Source organism: Arthrobacter agilis (genome assembly GCF_006494655.1).
In the GTDB taxonomy this organism is placed as follows: domain Bacteria; phylum Actinomycetota; class Actinomycetes; order Actinomycetales; family Micrococcaceae; genus Arthrobacter_D; species Arthrobacter_D agilis.
This window is the reverse complement of record NZ_VHIM01000001.1, coordinates 143,201-160,526: the sequence shown is the minus strand read 5'-3', so window position 1 is coordinate 160,526 and position 17,326 is coordinate 143,201. Positions and strand designations below refer to the sequence as shown.

Here is a 17,326-nt window from a genome sequence, read left to right as displayed (position 1 = left end):
GCAGGCCTGTCAGTCCTCGAGGATCTGCCCGATCGGCTCACGCTTCTCCGCCTGGAAGGTGTCCTCCTCGCGCCCGTACGCCCAGTAACCGGAGAGCGAGACCTGGCTGCGCGGGAGGCCGCGTTCCGTGAACAGCACGTCCCTCAGTGCCTTCATGGCACCCCGCTCGCCGTGCACGAAGGCGTCGACCCGGCCCTCGGGCCACGGACCGGTGGAGACCGCGTCCGCCAGCAGCGTCGTCGTGCCGGCGGGCAGGCCGTTCCGCAGCAGCCAGTGCAGATCGAGACCCGCCGGGGCGTCGAGGGAGATGATCTCCGCGGGACTGTCCACCTCGAGGTACGCGTGTCCGACGGCGGTGGGCGGCAGGGCTTCGATGCCGGCGGCGATCGCGGGCAGGGCGGAGTCGTCGCCGACGAACAGGTGCCAGGCGGCGTGGGGATCCGGCGACCACTTGCCGGAGGGACCCATGAGGACCAGGGGATCCCCCGGCTTCGCGGCTGCCGCCCACGGGCCGGCGATCCCGGCGTCACCGTGCACCACGAAGTCGATCGCGAGGCGCTGTGCATCGCGATCGAGCCAGCGGATGGTGTAGGTGCGCTTCACGGGGCGGTCCTCCGCGGGGAGTTCCTGCTTGAGCGCCGCGAGGTCGTAGGGCGGAACGAGCCCGAGGTCGGGCCGGGCGAACAGCAGCTTCGCGTACATGTCCGTCGCGTCGCACTCCTGGAGGTCCGCGAAACCCGGACCGCCGGCGACCACCCGTACCAGGTGCGGGCTCAGCCAGAACGTCTCCACGACCGTGAGCACGGCCTGCGGGCGCGGCGGCTTGCGGGCGGACCCGGGGGCGGGGGCGGGGGAGGACATGGAGCAGGGCTTCTTTCTCGAGGGGGCTCAGCCCACCCTAACAAGCCCTACCGGAGGGCAGCTGGGAGGCCCTTCCCGGCCGCCCTGAGCAGCGATCCGTCGTCCACGAGCACGCGCGCGGCCTCGATTTCCGGTGCGAGGTAGCGGTCCGTGCCCGGCCCCTGGACGTCCTGCCGCAACCGCGCACGGACCGCGCTGATGGGAGCTGAGCTGCGCAGGCCCCGCTCCACGGCAGGGTCCGCCGCACGGGGTGCACCGTCGACGGCGCCGTTCGTCGAGCCGTCGGCCCCGCCGTCGCGCATGTCGAGTGCGCGCGCTGCGGTGAGGATCTCGATGGCGAGCACGCGCGTGAGCCCGTCGAGGGCCCTGCGCAGCTTCAGGCCGGCGGCCCACCCCATGGAGACGTGGTCCTCCTGCATGGCGGAGGACGGGATGGAATCGACGGACGCCGGGTTGGCGAGCCGCTTGAGCTCGGACACGATGCCCGCCTGCGTGTACTGCGCGATCATGTGGCCGGAATCGACGCCCGGATCATCGGCGAGGAAGGCGTTGAGGCCGTGACTTCGGGCCTTGTCGAGGAAGCGGTCGGTGCGCCGCTCGCTCATCGACGCGACGTCGGCCACCGCGATGGCGAGGAAGTCCAGCACATACCCGACGGGAGCTCCGTGGAAGTTCCCGTTCGACTCGATCCGGCCGTCGGGTGTGACGACCGGGTTGTCGATGGCGGCCCCGAGTTCGATGGCGGCCACCGATTCCGCGTGCGCGAGCGTCGCGCGGGCCGCACCGTGCACCTGCGGCGCGCACCGCAGCGAGTAGGCGTCCTGCACCCGCGTGAAGCGGTGCCGGCCTGTCTCGGAGGTCAGCTGCTCCGCGATCAGCGGCGATCCGTCGAGGAGGGAGCGGATGGCGGTGGCGGAGGCGACCTGCCCGGGGTGCGGGCGCAGCGCGTGGAGGTCCTCGGCGAACACGGCGTCCGTGCCCAGCAGGCCTTCGACGCTCATGGCGGCGGCGAGGTCCGCCGTCGCCAGCAGCCTGTGCAGGTCCGCCGAGGCGAGGACCAGCATGCCCAGCATGCCGTCCGTCCCGTTGATGAGGGCCAGGCCCTCCTTCTCCCGGAGTTCCACCGGCGGGATGCCCGCGGCGGCCAGGGCGACGGCGGCGGGGACGAGGGCTCCGTGGGCGTCGCGCACGTCTCCCTCGCCCATGAGTGCCAGGGCCACATGGGACAGCGGCGCGAGGTCCCCGGAACAGCCGAGGGACCCGTATTCACCGATGACGGGCGTGATGCCGGCGTTCAGCAGCGCCGCATAGCTGGTCCCGATCACGGGACGCACTCCGGTGCGGCCGGTCGCGAGCGTGGAGAGCCGGTTGAGCATCAGCCCGCGGACCACTTCGCGATCCACCTCCGCGCCGGAGGACGCCGCATGGCTGCGGATCAGGCTGCGCTGCAGCTGGGAGCGCTGGTCCAGCGGAATGTGTTTCGTCGCCAGCGCGCCGAAGCCGGTCGAGACGCCGTAGTGGGGTGTGCCGTCGTCCACCAGCGCCTCGATGACGGCACGCGATGCCGCCATGGCTGCGAGCGCATCGGGATGCAGCTCGACCGGCGCGCCGTCGCGCGCCACGGCGACGACGTCGGCGGGGGACAGGGCGCCGGTGCCCACGGTCACGCTCTGCTGCTGCACGATCTTCCTCGATTCCCGCGGCGGGGCCGCTCTTGCCATGGAGTGAAAAGGACGTTTCAATAAGTGAAATCTACAGCGTCGCCGAATGCAAGGAGGGGAGCATGGCCGAATCGTCCACCCGCACCGTGGAGCGTGCGCTCGTGCTGCTCGGAGCGGTATGCGACGCCGGGTCCATCCCGCTCGCCGACGCGGCCCGGGAAACCGGCCTCTCGGCGTCGACGGCGCTGCGGCTGCTGCGCACCCTCGAGGGCACCGGCTTCGTCCGCCGTGACGCAGCCGGTGCCTACCGCCCCGGCCTCCGGGTGGTCCAGCTCGGAGTGCAGGCCCTCGCCCACGAATCGCTCGTCTCGCTCGCCGAGCCGGCTCTCGAGCGCCTCGTCGCCCTGACCGGGGAGTCCGCCTACCTCAGCGTCCCCTCCCATGACGGCGAGGGTATCTACCTCGCCATGCGCGAGGGCACCCACTCCGTCCGCCACGCCAGCTGGGTGGGACGCAGCATCCCCCTGGACGGCACCGCCGTGGGCGCGGTCCTCCGCGGGGAAGAACCAGCGGCCGGCTTCGTCGTCGTCCGGAACGGGATCGAGGCGGACATCACGGCCATCGCGGCCCCGGTGTCCCCGGGCGGCCAGGTGGTCGCGGCGATCAGCGTCGTCATCCCCAGCTATCGCATCACTCCCGCGGGCACCCGGCGCATCGGGGCACTCGTCGCGGCCGAGGCCGATGCCCTGCTCGCCCACATCCCGTCCGCCCCCGCCGGACAGGACCTGACAGGAGAACCAGCATGACCGGCAGCCCGACGACCCCCACGCACGATCCCTCCCGCTCCATCCGCGCCGCCCGCGGCACGCAGCTCACCGCGAAGAGCTGGCAGACAGAAGCGCCCCTGCGCATGCTGATGAACAACCTCGACCCCGAGGTCGCCGAACGCCCCGAGGACCTCGTCGTCTACGGCGGTACCGGGCGCGCGGCGCGCAGCTGGGAGGCCTACGACGCGATCGTCCGGACCCTCGAGACGCTCGACGACGACGAGACCCTGCTCGTGCAGTCCGGCAAGCCCGTCGGCGTCTTCCGCACCAACCCCTGGGCCCCCCGGGTGCTGCTAGCGAACTCGAACCTCGTCGGTGACTGGGCCACCTGGCCGGAGTTCCGCCGCCTCGAGGCCGAGGGCCTCATGATGTACGGGCAGATGACCGCGGGGTCCTGGATCTACATCGGCACCCAGGGCATCCTGCAGGGCACGTACGAGACCTTCTCCGCCATCGCCCGGAAGCGTTTCGGTGGCACGCTCGCCGGCACCCTGACGCTCACGGGCGGCTGCGGCGGCATGGGTGGGGCGCAACCCCTGGCCGTCACCCTCAACGGCGGCGCCGTCCTGATCGTCGAGGTGAGCGAGGCACGCCTCCGCCGCCGCGTGGCCAAGCGGTACCTGGACACCGTGGCAGACACGCTCGACGACGCCGTCGAGCAGGTCCTCGCTGCGAAACGCGAGAAGCGTGCGCTGTCCGTCGGCGTCGTCGGAAACGCCGCCGCCGTCTTCCCCGAACTGCTGCGCCGCGGGCTCGACGTCGACATCGTGACCGACCAGACCTCCGCGCATGATCCGCTGAGTTACCTGCCGGACGGGATCGCTCCCGACGAATGGGAGCGCGAGGCCTCCGCCGATCCGGATGGCTTCACCAAGAAGGCGCAGGTGTCCATGGCCCTGCACGTCGAAGCGATGGTCGGCTTCCTGGACGCCGGAGCGGAGGTGTTCGACTACGGCAACTCCATCCGCGACGAGGCCCGCAAGGGCGGCTACGGCCGCGCCTTCGACGTCCCCGGGTTCGTCCCCGCCTACATCCGGCCGCTGTTCTGCGAGGGGCTCGGTCCGTTCCGCTGGGTCGCGCTCTCCGGGGACCCGGCGGACATCGCCGTCACCGACGCGGCGCTCAAGGAGCTCTTCCCGGACAACGGGGACCTGCACCGCTGGCTCGACGCCGCCGCGGACCATGTCGAGTTCGAGGGCCTGCCGGCGCGCATCTGCTGGCTCGGGTACGGCGACCGCGCGAAGGCCGGTCTGCTGTTCAACCGCCTGGTGGCCGAGGGCAGGGTGTCCGCGCCCATCGTCATCGGACGCGACCACCTCGACTCGGGGTCCGTCGCCTCGCCCTACCGCGAGACGGAGGCGATGGCGGACGGCTCGGACGCCGTCGCCGACTGGCCGCTGCTCAACGCCCTGCTGACGACGTCGTCCGGTGCCACCTGGGTCTCCATTCACCACGGCGGTGGGGTGGGCATCGGCCGCTCCATCCACGCGGGTCAGGTCTCCGTGGCCGACGGCACGGAGCTTGCGGCGCAGAAGCTCGAACGGCTCCTCACCAACGATCCCGGCATGGGTGTCATCCGCCACGTCGACGCCGGGTACGAGAGGGCGCGCGAGGTGGCCGCCGAGCGCGGTGTCCGCATCCCCATGGAATCCTGAAGCAGGCCGAACGCCCGCCACTCCACCCGATCGGAAGGTACCCACCGTGCAGACCGTCTCCTCCGTCCTCGACTCCATCAGCGATGTCGGCCGCGACGCCTCCCGCGGCGGCTACTCCCGCGGTGTCTTCACGCACGCCGAGCTGTCGCTGCGTGAGTGGTTCTCGGCCGAAGCGACCGCCCGCGGGCTCGCCGTGGAGACGGACCGCAACGGCATCCTGTGGGCCTGGTGGGACGCGACGGACACCCGCGACGGCGCCCTCGTCACGGGAAGCCATCTCGACTCCGTGCCGGGCGGCGGCGCGTTCGACGGCCCGCTCGGCGTCGCCTCCGCGCTCGTCGCCGTCGACCTGCTGCGCGGAAGGGGTGTGCAGCCGAACCGGTCGCTCGCCGTCGCGGTCTTCCCCGAGGAGGAGGGCTCGCGGTTCGGTGTGTCCTGCCTCGGCTCCCGCCTGCTCACCGGCACGCTCGACCCGGATCACGTGCGGTCGCTGGTGGACGCCGACGGCACGACCTTCGCCGACGCAGCCCGGTCCGCGGGGATCGATGTCGACCACCTCGGGCGCGACGAGGAAGCCGCGCGCCGCATCGGGGATTTCGTCGAGCTCCATGTCGAGCAGGGGCGCGGGCTGATCGACCTGGACTCCGCCGTCGCCATCGGGTCCACCATGCTGGGCCACGGCCGCTGGCGCCTGTCCGTCACCGGCCAGGGCAACCACGCCGGCACCACCCTCATGGCCGATCGCGCCGACCCCATGATCGCCGCCGCCCAGGTGGTCCTCGCGGCCCGGAGGATCGCGGCCGAGCAGGACGGCGCGCGCGCCACCGTCGGGCGGCTCCAGCCCATCCCCGGCGGCACCAACGTCATCGCCTCCCGCGTGGATCTCTGGCTCGACGTCCGTCACGAGGATGATGCCATCACCGCCCAGCTGATCGAGAAGATCCATGGCCAGGCCCAGAAGATCTGTGCCTTCGAGGGCTGCCGCGCCGCCCTGACCGAGGAGTCCCGCAGCAGCACCGTGCACTTCGACGGAGCCCTGCAGCGGACGCTCTCCAACGCCCTCGGCACCTCCTTCCCCGGAGCGCCCACCCTGCCCACGGGCGCCGGGCACGACGCCGGGATCCTCGGTACCATCGCGCCGACGGCCATGCTCTTCGTGCGGAACCCGACAGGCATCAGCCACTCGCCCGAGGAGTTCGTGGAGCGCGATGACGCTGACGCCGGGGCCACGGCGCTCGCCGACGTCCTCCAAGACCTGCTGTGACGCAGGGCGCCGATCAGCCTCCGGTCGGGTCCCGAGTGCCGGGCCCGGCCGTCCGAGCCGTCTGGTGCGAGTCCGCCTGGCTCGACGCGGTGGGCGTGTGCGACGCAGTGCGGGTCGAGGTCGACGCCGAGGGGTACGTGACCGGGGTGCTGCCGGGTGTGCCGGTGCAGGAGGGCGACGTGGTCCTCCACGGCGTCGTCTTTCCCGCAGCGGCCAACGCCCACTCGCATGCGTTCCACCGGGCACTGCGCGGCCGGACACACGCGCAGGGTGGGACGTTCTGGACGTGGCGGGAGACGATGTACCGTGCGGCGGGTGCCCTGAGCCCGACGCTCTACGAGGAGCTCGCCACCGCCGTCTACGCCGAGATGATCGTGGCCGGCTGGACGAGCGTCGCCGAGTTCCACTACGTCCACCACCGCCCCGACGGGACCCCGTACGGCCAGGGGACCGGGGGGCCCCACGCCATGGAACTCGCCCTCGCCCGCGCTGCTGTCCGCGCCGGCATCCGGCTCACGCTGCTCGATACGTGCTATCTCGCCGGCGGCTTCGGGCAACCGCCCGAGGACGGACAGCGCCGGTTCTCCGACGGCACGGCCGAGCGCTGGCTCGAGCGGCTCGGCGCGTTGCGCGAGACCGTCGCCGCTCAGTACCCCGAGCATCAGGTGTCGGTCGGCGCGGCACTGCACTCGGTCCGCGCCGTCCCCGAACGGGACCTCGCCGTGATCGCCGGCGGCCTGCCGGAGGGGCTGCCGCTCCACATCCACCTCTCCGAGCAGCCCGCCGAGAACGAGGACTGCCTCCGGGCCACCGGCCTGACCCCCGCGGGCCTGCTGCGCCGACACGGACTCGTGGACGAGCGCCTGTCGGTCGTCCACGCCACCCATGCCACCGACGAGGACATCGGCCTCCTCGGTGACGCGCACGCCGCCGTCGTCCTGTGCCCCACGACGGAGGCGGACCTCGCCGACGGGCTCGGCCCGGCCGAACCGTTCCGCCTGGCCGGGGCCACGCTCGCCCTCGGCACCGACCAGCACGCCGTCGTCGACCCCTGGCTGGAGATGCGGGCCCTCGAGCACGGCGAACGGCTTCGCACGGGGCGGCGCGGCCACTTCGACCCGCGGCTCCTGCACGGCATCGCGTCGTCGGGCGGCGCGAGGGCGCAGGGGCGCCGCGGCGGAGGCCTCGGTCCGGGTTCCGCTGCCGATCTCATGGCCATCGACCCCCACACCGTCCGCACGGCCGGCTCCGCCCGGGACCAGCTCGCCTACACGGCGACGGCCCAGGACGTGACGGCCGTCGTCGTCGGGGGAGTGCTGATGGCCCGGAACGGCGTCCACACGGCGCTCGGCGATCCGGCGGCCCTCCTGGTCGCCGCCATCGCCCGGCTGGACGCGGCGGCGGTCGCCCGCGATAAACCGGGACGCCCCGGGTCGCAGGACACCCGGGCCTGGGAGCGCCCCTGATGTCCACACTCGTCACGCACATCGGCGAACTCCTCACGCAGGACGGCGACGGCACCGTCCTGCGGGACGCGGCCGTGGTCCTCGAGGGCGAACGGATCAGCTGGATCGGACCCGCGACGAACGCTCCGCCCGCCGACGAGGCGTACGACGCCGGCGGGCGCGCGGCCCTTCCCGGCTGGGTGGACAGCCACACACACCTCGTCTTCGCCGGGGACCGGACGGCCGAGTTCGAGGCGCGCATGGCGGGGGAGGCCTACGCCGCGGGCGGCATCGCCGTCACGGTCGAGGCGACCCGCGCGGCCACCGACTACGACCTCACGCGCCTCCTGCTGGCCCGCGTCGCCGAAGCCGCCGCCGGGGGGACCACCTACCTCGAGACGAAGACGGGCTACGGGCTCGACGTCGGCCACGAGGCCCGAAGCGCCCGCCTCGCGGCCGGGGTCGTCGACGAGGTCACCTACCTCGGCGCGCACCTCGTGCCGGGCGGCTGGGACCCGGAGGAGTACACCGACCTCGTCTGCGGTCCCATGCTCGACGCCGTCCGCCCGTACGTCCGCTGGGCCGACGTGTTCTGCGAGACCGGCGCGTTCACCACGGAGCAGTCACGCCGGGTCCTCGCGGCCTGTGCAGCGGCCGGCCTCGGCCTGCGCGTCCACGGCAACCAGCTCGGCCCGGGCGACGGCATGGCGCTCGCCGTCGAGTTCGGCGCCGCCAGCGTGGACCACGTGAACCACGTCTCCGACGGCGACATCGACGCGCTCGCCGGAACCTGGGACGGATCGGGCACCGTGCCGGGCACCGTCGCCACCTGCCTGCCGGCCTGCGACCTCTCGACGCGCCAGCCCTTTCCGCCCGCGCGCCGACTCCTGGCGGCCGGTGTGCCGCTGGCCCTGGCCAGCAACTGCAATCCGGGAACGTCCTTCACGAGTTCCATGGCCTTCTGCGTGGCCACCGCGGTCCTGCAGATGGGCCTGACGGTCCACGAGGCCGTCCGCGCCGCCACCTACGGGGGTGCGCTCGCCCTCCGCCGGGCCACGGGCGACGACGCCGACGGACGCCGGGCGGTCGGCTCGCTCGCCGTCGGGCACCGTGCGGACCTGCAGGTGCTCGACGCGCCGTCCGCCACGCATCTGGCCTACCGTCCCGGGATGCCGCTCGTCCGTGCGGTCTGGAGGGCGGGCATGCGCGTTCGGTAGCTGGACGGCCGGCCAGCTCGGGGCGTCACGGGCTGTGACCTGGGAATCTCCAGCAAGCGCTGGGAGGATAGCGCCATGCACGCCGAACCCGTTCCTTCAGCACGCTCCCAGACCGGTTCCCAGCGCAGCACCCCGGGCGGCTCCCCGCCCGGCGAGGCGGACAGCGCGCCAGGACCTGTGGGCGATCACTCCGGACCGCCGGGCGGCGCCCCTGCGCCGGCACGCCGTCTCACCGCTGAACTGCTCATCGTCCTCGGCCTGTCCCTGGGCCAGTCCGGCGTCTACGCGATCGTGAACCTCGCCGAGAAGCTGACGCGCGGCCCGCTCTCCGGACAGACCACCACGCTGAACCCGGTACTGAACGATCGCCAGTACTTCGATCTCACGTACCAGCTCCTGAACATCGCCTTCGCCCTGGTACCGGTGGTCCTGGTCCTGTTCCTCCTCAGCGGACACGGCGTCTCCGCCTTCCGGCGCCTCGGCTTCACGTTCGAGCAGCCGCTGCGGACGGTCGGGTTCGGGTTCGGGCTCGCCGCGATCATCGGTGTCGGCACCCTCGGCGTCTACGCAGGAGGCAGGGCGCTCGGCATCACCACGGCGATCGTCCCCGCGGCGCTCGACGCCTACTGGTGGACCATCCCGGTGCTCGTGCTGTCCGCCGTGCGCCACGCGATACTGGAGGAAATCATCGTGGTGGGATACCTCGTCATCCGGCTCCGGGAGCTCGGCTGGTCGACGCCCGCCATCATCCTGACCAGCGCCCTGCTCCGTGGCAGCTACCACCTCTACCAGGGGTTCGGACCGTTCATCGGCAACGTCCTGATGGGGCTGCTCTTCGCCTGGTTCTACACCCGCACACGCCGCGTCATGCCGCTCGTGATCGCCCACGCGCTCATCGACATCACCGGCTTCGTCGGATTCGCGCTGATCGGGCCCGCCATCGGCATCGGCGGCTGACCGAAGGAAGGCTTGCCTTCGTCTCTTTGCGCACTCCGAACATGACTAAATTATTCGGCAGGTACAGGCTTACGCTGACGTCACCCGGTATTCGAACGGCGGCTCCGACCGGCGCCGCACCGGCCCAGCCAGGAGGAATCATGAGCAGCGCCCCCAGCGTCACGAGTGTCTCGGAGTGCAGTGTCCACAACTGCTCGTTCAACCACGACGGCTGCACCGCCGTCGCGATCACCGTGTCGGGGAGCGAGGAACATGCCTCCTGCGCCACGTTCATCGACACCTCCGTCAGCGGCGGGCTGCCGAAGATGCTGGCGCACGTCGGTGCGTGCCAGCGGTCGGAGTGCAGTCACAACAACGATCTCCTGTGCACCGCACCCGCGGTGAAGGTCGGGCCGGGTGCCGAGGCCGCCGACTGCCTCACCTACACGCACGCCTGACCGGACGCTCGTCGAAGAGCCCCGAACGCGCGTAACCCCGAACGCACGGAGGACCGGACGCCAGTCCGGTCCTCCGTGCGTGCTCGGTGCCCTGCGGGTCAGATCTCGATGCGCCCCTCGGCGGTCTCGAACGTGACGGACATGATGCCCGGGGTGCCGTTGGGAGCGATCCACTGGACCTGGACGCCGTCGAGCGTCTCCTCCACGTCCGTGCCGAGCCACTCGGTGACGCGCTCGGACGAGCCGGCGATGGTCAGGCAATCGAGCTTGACGGAGGCCGGACGCGCCTTGGACGGGTGCAGCTCCTCGGTGCCCTCGTCCCAGCGGAGGAGGTAGGGGACCTGTGGGTCCGCGATGAGGCCCTTGATGCCGATCTGCTGCCAGGTCAGTTCCTGGCCGTCCGGGAACTTGCGATTGCCGGGAACGGCGCTGCGTCCGAGGCGCTCCTCGAACGGGCCGAGATCCTCCACGGCGACGCACCAGCCCATCCAGCCTCCGCCCGCTTCGGACCGGGCTCGGACGGCCTGGCCGAACGGCGCCTTGTCCGACGCCGGGTGGTTCAGTACCTCCACGACCTCGAGGTACTGCGCATTGGCGAGCGGGAAGATCATGTTCCGGGTACCGAAGCGGGGGTGCGCACCGCCCTTCACGGGTTCCACTCCCAGCTTGGCCGAGATCCTCTCGGCGGTCGCGGTGAGTCCGTCGGGTTCGCAGGCATAAGAGACGTGGTCCAGGCGCATGCGGTTATTTTGGCACTAAGTGATGCACGTCTCGACTAAGGGTGGCCTTACCCGCCCGAGGCCCTCCGTGCGGCTCGGACGAGGGATTGCACACTCCATCCCCGCGCGCTTCACGCTGTGTCATACGGGTTGCCGGATCCGCCGTCATGCGTTTTCATGAGGGGAGGTCATGAGTGCCAGCACGAAGCCCCGGCTTGCTGGCCGGCAACCCTCCAACCGCGGTGGGGTGCCCCGGGTGAAGACCAGGTTCGGCGCCGCCTCGGCGCCGTTCAAGCGCGGGTTCCTGCGGGACCCGGTCTCCTGGAACGGCGATCACCGGCCGGAGCACCGGACACTGCAGGGCCCCTTCGAACAGGGAGCACCATGTCCGACGATTGGTCCTTTGAAACTCGCCAGATCCACGCCGGCCAGACGCCGGATTCCACCACGGGGGCGCGGGCGCTCCCCATCTACCAAACGTCGTCCTTCGTCTTCCCGAGCGCCGAGAGCGCCGCGAACCGCTTCTCGCTGACGGAACTGGCGCCCATCTACACGCGCATCGGCAACCCGACCCAGGAAGCGGTCGAGACCCGCATCGCGAGTCTCGAAGGTGGTGTGGGCGCCCTGCTGCTCGCATCCGGCCAGGCGGCCAGCACCTTCGCGGTCCTGAACATCGCGGAAGCGGGCGATCACATCGTGGCGAGCCCCAGCCTCTACGGCGGCACGTACAACCTCTTCCGACACTCCCTGAAGAAGTTCGGCATCGAGACGACCTTCGTCGAGGATCCGGACGACCTCGAGCAGTGGCGTGCGGCCGTCAGGCCCAACACGAAGCTGTTCTTCGGGGAGGTGGTCTCCAACCCCCGGCAGGACGTGCTGGACCTCGAGGGCATCAGCGGCGTCGCCCACGACCAGGGGCTCCCGCTGATCGTCGACAACACGCTGGCCACGCCGTACCTGATCCGTCCGATCGAGTGGGGCGCGGACATCGTGGTGCACTCCGCCACCAAGTACCTCGGCGGGCACGGCACCGCGATCGCCGGCGTGGTCGTGGATTCGGGCAACTTCGACTTCGCGCAGTATCCCGAGCGCTTCCCCGGCTTCAACACACCGGACGAGAGCTACCACGGGCTCGTCTACGCCCGCGACCTTGGGGTCGGCGGTGCCCTCGGCGCCAACCTCGCGTACATCCTGAAGGCCCGTGTCCAGCTCCTGCGGGATCTCGGGGCCGCCGTCTCGCCCTTCAACGCCTTCCTCATCGGACAGGGTCTCGAGACGCTGAGTCTCCGGGTGGAACGCCACGTGCAGAACGCACAGGCGGTCGCCGAGTGGCTCGAAGGGCATGACGACGTCGAGCGCGTCGCGTATGCGGGACTGCCCTCCAGCCCGTGGTACGAGCGCGGCAGGAAGTACGGGCGGATCGGCACGGGGGCGATCGTCAGTTTCGACATCGCCGGAGGGCTCGAGGCCGGCAAGCGCTTCGTCGACGGCCTCGAGCTGCACTCGCACGTGGCGAACGTGGGCGACGTCCGGTCGCTCGTCATCCACCCGGCGTCCACGACCCACAGCCAGCTGGGAGCGGAGGCGCAGCTCACCGCCGGCGTCCGCCCGGGTCTGGTCCGACTGTCGGTGGGGCTGGAGAACATCACCGACATCCTCGCCGATCTCGATGCAGGCTTCCGGGCCGCCAAAGGAGCCTGACCCGTCGTGACCACCTACCCGCCAGCGCGACTGCACCCCGGGAACGCGTCCGTCCCCTCGCAGGACGGGCTACTGCGCGTCGCGCCCATCGGACCGTTGGCCCTCGAGACCGGGGGCCGGCTGCCGGAGGCGCAGCTAGCCTTCGAGACATGGGGCCGGCTGAACGCCGATGCGTCGAACGCCGTCCTGGTGCAGCACGCCCTCACGGGCAGTTCCCATGTGGCGCGGGGGGACTCGCAGGAGGACGGCTGGTGGGACTCGCTCGTCGGTCCCGGGCGGACGGTGGACACGGACCGCTTTTTCGTGGTGTCGATCAACATGGTGGGGGGCTGCTACGGCTCGACGGGGCCCGCCAGCCTCGCCCCGGACGGCGCACCCTGGGGCTCCCGGTTCCCGTTCATCACCATCCGGGACTCCGTGCGCGCGGAGGCGCTGCTCGCGGATCTGCTCGGCATCGACCGCTGGCATTCGGTGCTCGGCGGCTCGATGGGTGGGGCACGGGCCCTTGAATGGGCGCTCATGTACCCGGAGCGCGTGGCGCGGTGCGCCGTCGTGGCCTCGACTGCCGCCAGCTCGGCCGAACAGATAGCGTTCGCCCAGGCGCAGATGCAGGCCATCCGGCTCGACCCCGCCTACCGCGGGGGAGACTACTACGACGGTCCGCATCCGGAGGCGGGCCTCGGCATCGCCCGCCGCATAGCCCACATCACCTACCGCTCCGAACCGGAGTTCGAGGCGCGCTTCGCCCGGGCCGAGCAGGATGCGGAGCAGCCGCTCGGTGCGGTTGTGCCGGCACTCCGGGGCCGGTATCAGATGGAGAGCTACCTCGACCACCAGGCGGAGAAGCTCGTGGACCGGTTCGACGCGAACAGCTATGTGATCCTCACCGAAGCGCTCATGAGCCATGACGCGGCGCGGGGCCGGGGGAGCCTCGACGCCGCGCTGGGCTCGGCATCGGCGGAGTTCTTCATCGCCGCGGTGGACTCCGACCGGCTGTACGTCCCCGGGCAGTCGCATCGCCTTGCGGCGGGACTGCCCGGGGACGTGCCGGTCCACATGATCAGCTCGCCCGTGGGACACGACGCCTTCCTCACGCAGATCCACCAGCTCGACCCGCAGCTGCACAGTGCGTTCTACGGTAGGTAGAAGTCATCCCATGACAGCTGTTGGGTTTCTTCGCGCCTGCACCTAGGCTGGGAGCTAAGCCTGCTTATCGATTCTCGGCAGGCAAGCCGGGGGCCCCGTCCCTGGCGTACGACACCCGAAGGACGAAGAGGAGCTGTTCATGGAACTGAGCACCATTGGCTGGAACCAGGAAGCACGCGACAAAATCCTGCTCGACGCCGACCGCGCACTGCAGGGTGCGGTGAAGGAAGCCGTGGAGACGATGGACGGCAAGACCCGTGACGAGGTCTACGAATTCCTCTTCCAGAAGCTGCAGCCGCAGTTCGTCGACTTCAAGCCCGGGCCCGATCTCGGCGCGTGTGCGGACGCCGTCGCCAACGGCGAGGTCTCGCTCGAGAGCTGACGCACGCTGCCTCCCGGCGGTCCAGGGCGATCCCGAGGAGAATGCCATCGCAGATCGCAGATCGCAGATCGCAGACGGCCGGCCGGCGAACAGTCCTGCCGGCCGTCGCTGCGCCGGAGGACCGACCCCCGGGCAGTACCTAGTCGGCGGCGCCCGGCGGCATGCCCGGTCCGAAGATCGGTGCGGGTTCGAGTCGCTTGGCCGTGACGCCGTCGCCCGACGACCGGTGGCGGAGGCGGCGCAGGACCCAGGGCACGAAGTACTCGCGCGCCCAGACGAGATCCTCCGCACGGGCGGCACGCCACGTCCGGGCGGGCAGGTCCTTCGGCTGCAGCGGCTCGAGCGTGTGCCGGACGGCGAGGGTGTCGAGCACCATGGCGGCGATCGTGTGATGGCCCAACGGTGAGAAGTGCAGGCGGTCGCTGGACCACATCTGGGGATTGAGCAGTTGCCGCAGGGCCCACATGTCCGCGATCACCGCCTCGTGGCGGGTCGCGATCGTGCGCAGGTTCTCGTTGTAGATCGCGGTCTTCGAGCGGATGCTGCCGAGTACGGTCTCGCGGACATCGGGGCCGGTGAAAAGGACCACGGTGGCGCCCGTGCCCGTGAGGGTCACGACGACGTCGTCGAGCTTGGCCGCCAATACGTCGGGATCTCCCCCCGGACGCAGGAGATCGTTGCCGCCGGCGGAGATGGTGACCAGATCGGGGCGGAGGGAGATGGCAGGTTCGACCTGCTGGTCGATGATCTGCTGCAGGAGCCTCCCGCGCACCGCGAGGTTGGCATACGCGAAGTCGGACTGGCCACGCGAGAGCTCCTCCGCCACGCGGTCCGCCCACCCGCGATTGCCGCCGATGCTGTCGGGGTTCGGATCACCGATCCCTTCCGTGAAGGAGTCCCCGAGGGCCGCGTAACGGTGCCACGGGTGGGGCTCCGAGTTGAGGCTCGGATCGATCATCGGGCCGTTGGGGATGTCGTCGCTGCTGTGGGGGACGGGGATCTCGGCATTCGTAGGACTCACCCGACCATTGTTCCCGCTGCTCCCGCCGCGCGGCCAGTCCTCCGGCATGCAGCAGCCGACGGCGCCGTGACAGGATGGATGGCATGACTGAAACCGCCCGCGGCGCAGCTGCGTCCTCCGCCCGATCCTGGGACCCCGTGGTCCTCTGGTCGAAGCCCGAGTCGGAGCGGGCGGGCACACCCCTGCTCGTCCTCTTCCACGGCTACATGGCCAACGAGGAAGACCTCATGGGGCTCACGGACCACCTGCCCGCCGACTTCACGGTGGCAGCGGTGCGCGCCCCGCGTCCCGTGGGCCCCGGGTTTTCCTGGTTCCCCCTGGCTCGTGAGCCGGACTACTCCATGCAGCACGTGGTCGACAGCGTCTCCGACGTGGTCGCCTGGCTGGACTCGGTCAAGGACCAGCACACCGGTGTCAGCATCCTGGGCTTCTCTCAGGGCATGGCGGTGGCAACAACGCTGCTACGACACCGCCCCACGGACTTCACCTGCGTGGTCGGGCTCTCCGGCTTCGCCGTCCCGGCGGAGGACCACGCCTTCTTCCGTGACGACGAGGCCGCACGGAATCCCACGCCGTTCTTCTGGGGCCGCGACCAGGAGGACCAGGTCATCACGCCCGAGATGATCGAGTTCAGCCACGCGTGGCTCACGACGCACACGACGCTCACCAAGATCCTCTACTCGAACATGTTCCACAGCATCAACCTGCAGGAACTCACGCACGTCCGCGAGTACCTCACCATGACGGTGCTCGGGCGGCGCTGACCCCGCTCCCGCTCAGCCCTGCGTGATCCGCACGGTCTCGCCGTTCACGCTGACGGTGTCCCCGGGGTGCAGTTGCCGGCCGCGGCGTTCCTCGATCTCACCGTTCACCTGGACGAGTCCGTTGTCGATCAGGGCCTTCGCCTCCACGCCGTCCTCGGCGAGGGAGGCGAGCTTCAGCAGCTGGCCCAGCCGGATCATGTCGTCCCGGATGGGCAGGTCAGCGGGGGAGTGGTCGGTCATGCGTCCATTCTGCCGGATACCACCGGACTAGGCTGTACAGGTGTCCGATGCACCCCTGCTGTCGCCAGCCATCAGCTTCCCGCTCGCCCTCGCTGCAGGACTGGCCATTCCCGTCCAGGGGCGCATCAACGGTGCGCTCGGCAGCCTCCTCTCGGACGGGATCGCCGCCGCACTGATCAGCTTCAGCACCGGCCTGGTGGTGATGATCGTGATCACCCTGGCCGTCCCGTCCGCCCGGGCCGGAGCCCTGCAGATCATCCCGTCCGTCCGCGAGCGCCGCTTTCCGCCGTTCTACGTGGCGGCCGGGGCCATCGGAGCCTTCTTCGTCTTCACCCAGTCCCTCACCATCGGCATCATCGGTGTCGCCCTCTTCACCGTGGCGGCCGTCATGGGGCAGTCGCTGAGCGGACTCCTCGTGGATCGGGCAGGCATCGGCCCGGGCGGCAAGCGGTCGGTCACCGCGATGCGCGTGATCGGCGTCGTCCTGACCGTCCTGTCCGTCGTCTGGGCCGTCTCCCCCCGGTTCGGGGGTGCGGGCGAGGTGTCCGGGTGGCTCCTGCCCGTCCTCCTGCCGGTCGCCGGAGGAGTGCTGCTGAGCTTCCAGCAGGCCATGAACGGTACCGCCTCGCTCCACTACGGCACGCCTCTCGCCGCCACGCTCATGAACTTCGTCGCGGGCACCGTGGTCCTCCTGATCGCCTGGCTGATCAAGCTGGCCGTCGCGGGGCCCGGCAATCCCCTCCCCTCCGAGTGGTGGTACTACCTCGGCGGCCCCATGGGCTGCATCTTCATCGCCCTCGGCGCCCTGCTGGTCCGCAGTCTGGGTGTCCTGCTCACGGGGCTGTGCATGATCGGGGGGCAGCTCATCGGGTCCCTGCTGCTCGACCTCGTGGTTCCCGCCCCCGGCACCATCGTCGCGTTCGCGACCGTCGCGGGTACGCTGCTCACCCTCGGCGCCATCATCCTCACCACCCTGCCCTGGCCCCGGCGCGCCCGCCCCGCCACCTGACGCACACGGTGCCGGCGGTG

Annotated in this window: 17 protein-coding genes and 1 riboswitch; of the genes, 12 read left to right on the top strand and 5 right to left on the bottom strand. The window is 70.9% G+C overall.

What is annotated here, in order from left to right:
- Positions 1 to 9 precede the first annotated feature (9 nt).
- Together FJV46_RS00760 and hutH are read right to left on the bottom strand one after the other, a co-directional pair.
- Complete coding sequence (locus tag FJV46_RS00760; RefSeq protein ID WP_087030792.1) at positions 10 to 861, bottom strand: siderophore-interacting protein; 852 nt, start codon at positions 859 to 861, stop codon at positions 10 to 12.
- Positions 862 to 908: 47 nt separating this feature from the next.
- A complete protein-coding gene (hutH, locus tag FJV46_RS00755) occupies positions 909 to 2,582 on the bottom strand; it encodes a histidine ammonia-lyase (RefSeq protein WP_087030789.1) in 1,674 nt (557 codons plus the stop codon).
- A gap of 62 nt (positions 2,583 to 2,644) precedes the next feature.
- Here hutH and FJV46_RS00750 point away from each other — a divergent pair, with 62 nt between their 5' ends.
- The 7 genes from FJV46_RS00750 (at position 2,645) to FJV46_RS00720 (ending at position 10,324) form a co-directional block, all read left to right on the top strand.
- Entirely contained in the window at positions 2,645 to 3,328 is a 684-nt protein-coding gene (locus FJV46_RS00750) for an IclR family transcriptional regulator (protein WP_087030786.1), read from the top strand.
- A complete protein-coding gene (hutU, locus tag FJV46_RS00745) occupies positions 3,325 to 5,004 on the top strand; it encodes a urocanate hydratase (RefSeq protein ID WP_087030783.1) in 1,680 nt (559 codons plus the stop codon). The genes FJV46_RS00750 and hutU overlap by 4 nt, the downstream gene beginning before the upstream one ends.
- A gap of 46 nt (positions 5,005 to 5,050) precedes the next feature.
- Positions 5,051 to 6,268 (top strand): allantoate amidohydrolase, encoded by a 1,218-nt coding sequence (locus tag FJV46_RS00740; RefSeq protein WP_087030780.1) that lies wholly within the window; start codon positions 5,051 to 5,053, stop codon positions 6,266 to 6,268.
- Entirely contained in the window at positions 6,265 to 7,734 is a 1,470-nt protein-coding gene (locus FJV46_RS00735; RefSeq protein ID WP_306298298.1) for a formimidoylglutamate deiminase, read from the top strand. The genes FJV46_RS00740 and FJV46_RS00735 overlap by 4 nt, the downstream gene beginning before the upstream one ends.
- On the top strand, positions 7,734 to 8,930 hold the full coding sequence (gene hutI / locus FJV46_RS00730) for an imidazolonepropionase (RefSeq protein WP_087030777.1): 1,197 nt from the start codon (positions 7,734 to 7,736) through the stop codon (positions 8,928 to 8,930). Before FJV46_RS00735 ends, hutI begins: the two co-directional genes overlap by 1 nt.
- 75 nt (positions 8,931 to 9,005) lie before the next feature.
- On the top strand, positions 9,006 to 9,887 hold the full coding sequence (locus tag FJV46_RS00725) for a CPBP family intramembrane glutamic endopeptidase (RefSeq protein WP_087030774.1): 882 nt from the start codon (positions 9,006 to 9,008) through the stop codon (positions 9,885 to 9,887).
- A gap of 140 nt (positions 9,888 to 10,027) precedes the next feature.
- Positions 10,028 to 10,324: a DUF1540 domain-containing protein gene (locus FJV46_RS00720; RefSeq protein WP_087030771.1), complete on the top strand. Its 297-nt coding sequence runs from the start codon at positions 10,028 to 10,030 to the stop codon at positions 10,322 to 10,324.
- 98 nt (positions 10,325 to 10,422) lie between these two features.
- Here FJV46_RS00720 and FJV46_RS00715 read toward each other — a convergent pair whose 3' ends face one another.
- Positions 10,423 to 11,064, bottom strand: a complete 642-nt coding sequence (locus FJV46_RS00715; protein WP_087030769.1) for a VOC family protein — start codon at positions 11,062 to 11,064, stop codon at positions 10,423 to 10,425.
- A gap of 165 nt (positions 11,065 to 11,229) precedes the next feature.
- Positions 11,230 to 11,346: riboswitch (SAM riboswitch) on the top strand.
- A gap of 81 nt (positions 11,347 to 11,427) precedes the next feature.
- Here FJV46_RS00715 and FJV46_RS00710 point away from each other — a divergent pair.
- The 3 genes from FJV46_RS00710 to FJV46_RS00700 all read left to right on the top strand — a co-directional run bounded on the left by FJV46_RS00710 (position 11,428) and on the right by FJV46_RS00700 (position 14,272).
- Positions 11,428 to 12,744, top strand: coding sequence for a bifunctional o-acetylhomoserine/o-acetylserine sulfhydrylase (locus FJV46_RS00710; protein ID WP_087030766.1), 1,317 nt, complete (start codon positions 11,428 to 11,430; stop codon positions 12,742 to 12,744).
- Positions 12,745 to 12,774: 30 nt separating this feature from the next.
- Positions 12,775 to 13,890, top strand: a complete 1,116-nt coding sequence (metX, locus tag FJV46_RS00705; protein WP_087031848.1) for a homoserine O-acetyltransferase MetX — start codon at positions 12,775 to 12,777, stop codon at positions 13,888 to 13,890.
- A gap of 139 nt (positions 13,891 to 14,029) precedes the next feature.
- Positions 14,030 to 14,272 carry a hypothetical protein gene (locus tag FJV46_RS00700; protein ID WP_087030763.1) on the top strand — a complete coding sequence of 81 codons (243 nt, stop codon included), beginning with the start codon at positions 14,030 to 14,032 and terminating at the stop codon, positions 14,270 to 14,272.
- A gap of 139 nt (positions 14,273 to 14,411) precedes the next feature.
- Here the strand turns inward: FJV46_RS00700 and FJV46_RS00695 are convergent, their stop codons facing one another.
- Positions 14,412 to 15,230 (bottom strand): SGNH/GDSL hydrolase family protein, encoded by an 819-nt coding sequence (locus FJV46_RS00695; RefSeq protein ID WP_087031846.1) that lies wholly within the window; start codon positions 15,228 to 15,230, stop codon positions 14,412 to 14,414.
- 146 nt (positions 15,231 to 15,376) lie between these two features.
- On the opposite strand from FJV46_RS00695, the gene FJV46_RS00690 reads away from it, so the two are divergent.
- Positions 15,377 to 16,057, top strand: a complete 681-nt coding sequence (locus tag FJV46_RS00690; protein ID WP_087030760.1) for an alpha/beta hydrolase — start codon at positions 15,377 to 15,379, stop codon at positions 16,055 to 16,057.
- Positions 16,058 to 16,069: 12 nt separating this feature from the next.
- Here the strand turns inward: FJV46_RS00690 and FJV46_RS00685 are convergent, their stop codons facing one another.
- Positions 16,070 to 16,297, bottom strand: a complete 228-nt coding sequence (locus FJV46_RS00685; RefSeq protein ID WP_087030758.1) for an RNA-binding S4 domain-containing protein — start codon at positions 16,295 to 16,297, stop codon at positions 16,070 to 16,072.
- A 40-nt stretch (positions 16,298 to 16,337) separates the two neighbouring features.
- Between FJV46_RS00685 and FJV46_RS00680 the strand changes: the two genes are divergently transcribed.
- Positions 16,338 to 17,306 (top strand): DMT family transporter, encoded by a 969-nt coding sequence (locus FJV46_RS00680; protein WP_087030755.1) that lies wholly within the window; start codon positions 16,338 to 16,340, stop codon positions 17,304 to 17,306.
- Positions 17,307 to 17,326 lie beyond the last annotated feature (20 nt).